The sequence below is a fragment of the Nitrospira sp. BLG_2 genome, assembly GCF_049222245.1.
In genome coordinates, this window is the sequence record NZ_JBLYIG010000269.1 from 1 (window position 1) to 3,036 (window position 3,036).

Consider the following 3,036-nt stretch of genomic DNA (forward strand, 5'->3'; position numbering starts at 1 on the left):
AAGACGCACGGGGCGCCTCCACAACTACAAGGAAATGTGTATGAACAGTGTTCTTAACAAGAGTGGCAGACTAACGAGGCATGGGAAGGCGATTGCCGGAAGCTGCTACCGATCGGGGGCTTGAAGCCGACGTCCACGTGCGTGGCGCCGCGCCAGAGCTCAGCTCATCCCTCCCCTATGCCTTTGGCAGGATTCGGCGCACTGCCCGCGTGCCCCTTCGCCTCGATCCGCCTCAATATTTGCCCGATCTCCACCGTGGCACTATGCGACTAGCACGTGGCCATGTATCCAAGGCTCCGCGAGCATTGGTTAGGCAATCGGAACCTCCAGGAGATAGATCTCTCCTTTGAGATCGCGGTGCAGATCGCATTGAAAGGTGAACCGCCCCTGCTGCTGAGCGATAAATCGAATCGTCAACGTCTTTCCGGGACCTACATAGAAACCGTCTATTCCCTTGCCATACGATTCGATGCCCTCTCCTTCGCTGTGAACAGCGAGGCCGGCCAGCATCGAGGACGTGAATCCATGGCGGATATTGTCTTCGTTCCGGATGACGATGACGATAGGGAATCCCGGATGAATCGGCGCGGTCTTGGTCCGCAAAAACGTATTGTCCCGGATTGTGATCTCAATGCGTTGCTCCTGCGCTCCCGACGCCGGCGAACTATCATCGACCCATAGGCAGGTCAGCACAGGAGACAGGATACTCATCACGATCAGCGGCATCCAACCGGAAGACAAGGAATTCCTCATGCGATACCCTCCCCAATTGCTGCTCATGAAGGAGCAGGCTGTATTCTACTTTTTGGCGGTCGATCTCCGAAATAATGGACCCGTGACGGTTGCGCGACCGTTCGTTTTCGCGCGGTTCACGCTTCACACTATCGATCCTTCCGTCAATCCACGCTCTGTGGGACGACACGGCGGTGTCCCGGTTCAAACTTCGGACTCTTGATGGTCAGAACGGGACAAGGCGCTTGACGGATGACTGCTTCGGCGACACTGCCGAGGCGGAGTCGCGCCCACCCTCGCCGTCCATGCGTGCCCATCACGATAAGATCGCATCCCTGCTCTCTTGCGCTGTCGAGGATCGAATCGGCCGGCACACCGCCACGGATGACCGTTCCGGTCGCCAAGCCGAAAGAGCTTATCAATCCGGCGAGCTGCTCCAGTTGCGCCCGCCAATGTACCCACTTTGCCTCCATGGATTGCAATCCCGGCTCGGCATCATAGTACATCGGTTCCAAGACATGGACGAGCGTCATCTTGGCGCCGAAGTGGTTTGCCACTTGAATGGCATACTCGACCGCATCAAGAGACGGACTGGAGAAATCCAGCGGGGCCATTACGTGACGGATCGATGGTGTCACGGTGGTCATCGGAACCGCCAGAACAGGGCACGGCGCGTCTCTGATGACACGATCGGCCGTGCTGCCAAGCAGGATCACCTCCAAGCCGGTGCGCCCCCGCGTTCCGACCACGACCATATCCGCCGCGATGTCTTGGGCCGCCTTTTTGATCTGTTCACTCGGAATGCCGACCACCTGCCGCGCTTCCACATCAGTCAGCCCCTCCTGTATCAACTGCTGCTCGATGTCCGCCAGGCGCCGTTCTCCCTCCTTCTGCGCTTGCTCCAGGTACAAGATAGTCGCCGCGTTTGATCCATACCAGAGCGGGCTTTCCGGCACATGGACGACATGGAGCTTGGCCTCATACGCCCGGGTCAGAAAAACGGCATAGTCCTGAGCTTTGCCTGCGCATTCGGAAAAATCCGTGGCACATACGATCCGGTTCATCATTGAGCGATCCATCGATTATCTCCAAGGCATTCGGACGGTTCGGGCACTCTGCGTGGTCTATCCGATTCAACGACGATTCCGACGACGCCTCTTTTGTCTTGCGCGACCACACGCGCCGATGCCGCCGTTTCGATCGCCGCACGGCGGTGATTCAAGGCACTCGGTTTCTACATGATGAGATGCTCTCATGCGGACATTCAAGATGTCTTCCATCCGCATGGTCAATTGAGCCGGGCTTTCGGACGCGTTCCGACCTTGATCGGTTTCATGCGCCTGCGTTGAACGCTTCGGCGCACGGCACGCTCCGTCCCGTCAAGAGCGCTGCCGACCGCAACATCGAGAGCTGCGTCTTGCGCTTCGAACACCACGCTCGGAAGGTTGCTGAGGACCACTTTGATCCGGCACACTTTATCGGTGCCACCGCGAGGGCCATTGACATCCTTCACACGCACACTTACCCGTTCGATAGCATCGGCAAATTTTTTGAGCTTCCTACTCAATCTTTGCCGGATGTACGCTCGTTGGTCCTTGCTGAGATCTATGCCGAGCACTCGGATGTGAGCCGGAACCAACTGTACATCTCCACGGCCGGATTTCCGCTTATCCGCCTTGGGAACCCAGCCCGGGAACCGTGAACGTGAAGAGCTGCGCCGACGCCGTGTTGTTTTCATATCTTCCCTCCCCTATTGGATTCCCGTGATTCCCCCGGCCATGCCCCTTCATTGGGCAAGGCGATAATTTGGCCCCGTTCGGCTCCTGACCGACATGCAAGCGATCAGAGACTGCCGCAACGTTCCTGTCCGCCCGATCTCGTATGTGTGCGGCTTCGTTTCGCGGGTGTTCTTCTGAGTTGACGTCAATGAACCATGAGGTAACCGAGATTGATGGATGAGCCCTACCACAACAGGACATTTCATGAACTAGGGACATTCCTAGGCCGAATAAGAAATGCAGTGCGATTCAGCATCTTGCGCCGTTCTAACACCCGTCATTGCGTCCGATAACCATTCGTTCGGGATGTGCGCGCCTCGACTTGCACGTCGCCCTGCCTGGCAAGTACCTCATGTCTGGTAACCGTCCCTTCCCGCCAAAATCGAAGATCGAGCGTCGCCTTGCCGACCCTGAGCTGACGAACCGTAAGATCCGGCAGCCACGGTGGAAGCATGGGGTCGAGGTAAAGTGTTCTTTTGGGCGCATCGGCCTCAAGCCCAAGGATTGCCCGGAGAAGGTGAAACAC

The 3,036-nt window shown here is 57.5% G+C and carries 3 protein-coding genes and 1 pseudogene; all 4 read right to left on the bottom strand.

Annotation, left to right across the window (positions count from 1 at the left end; translation table 11 throughout):
• Positions 1-309 precede the first annotated feature (309 nt).
• The gene (locus tag ACOSYY_RS07465; RefSeq protein ID WP_421661637.1) at positions 310-753 is read right to left on the bottom strand and encodes a cupredoxin domain-containing protein; all 444 of its coding nucleotides are present in this window, start codon (positions 751-753) and stop codon (positions 310-312) included.
• Between the two features lie 143 nt (positions 754-896).
• Positions 897-1,799: a universal stress protein gene (locus tag ACOSYY_RS07470; protein ID WP_421661638.1), complete on the bottom strand. Its 903-nt coding sequence runs from the start codon at positions 1,797-1,799 to the stop codon at positions 897-899.
• 221 nt (positions 1,800-2,020) lie between these two features.
• Positions 2,021-2,470 (bottom strand): HPF/RaiA family ribosome-associated protein, encoded by a 450-nt coding sequence (locus tag ACOSYY_RS07475; protein WP_421661639.1) that lies wholly within the window; start codon positions 2,468-2,470, stop codon positions 2,021-2,023.
• A gap of 317 nt (positions 2,471-2,787) precedes the next feature.
• Positions 2,788-3,036: pseudogene (locus ACOSYY_RS07480) on the bottom strand (glycogen debranching N-terminal domain-containing protein); the annotation flags it as partial.

Excerpts from the sequence above, each read along its gene's own strand:
- ACOSYY_RS07470 (WP_421661638.1), bottom strand. The coding sequence starts at position 1,799 with ATGATGAACCGGATCGTATGTGCCACGGATTTTTCCGAATGCGCAGGC.
- ACOSYY_RS07475 (WP_421661639.1), bottom strand. The coding sequence starts at position 2,470 with ATGAAAACAACACGGCGTCGGCGCAGCTCTTCACGTTCACGGTTCCCG.
- ACOSYY_RS07465 (WP_421661637.1), bottom strand. The coding sequence starts at position 753 with ATGAGGAATTCCTTGTCTTCCGGTTGGATGCCGCTGATCGTGATGAGT.